The organism is Streptomyces sp. SID9727 (assembly GCF_010550605.1).
Lineage (GTDB): Bacteria > Actinomycetota > Actinomycetes > Streptomycetales > Streptomycetaceae > Streptomyces.
Map to the genome: position 1 here is coordinate 1 of NZ_JAAGNI010000431.1, position 306 is coordinate 306.

The 306-nt window shown below is 79.7% G+C and carries 1 protein-coding gene; it reads left to right on the forward strand.

The window, feature by feature from the left end:
• Nucleotides 1-306: ROK family protein (locus G3I41_RS29670; RefSeq protein WP_164403583.1), on the forward strand; the 306-nt coding region annotated here is incomplete at both ends.

Sequence of the window (306 nt, forward strand, 5' to 3'; positions counted from 1 at the left end):
CCCGCAGTGGGACGGCTACCCGCTGCGCGAGGCGCTCGCCGCCCGGACCGGGCTGCCCGTGGTCCTCGACAAGGACACCAACGCCGCCGCGCTCGGCCTCGCCCTCGGCGCGGAGGGCCCCGCCGACTTCGCCTACCTCCACCTCGGCACCGGCCTCGGCGCGGGGCTCGTCCTCGGCGGGGCGGTGCACCGGGGGGAGCGGACGGGGGCGGGCGAGTTCGGGCACCAGACCGTGCAGCTGGACGGCGTCCGGTGCGGCTGCGGCGGACGCGGCTGCCTGGAGGCGCTGTGCCTGGCCGCCGTCCG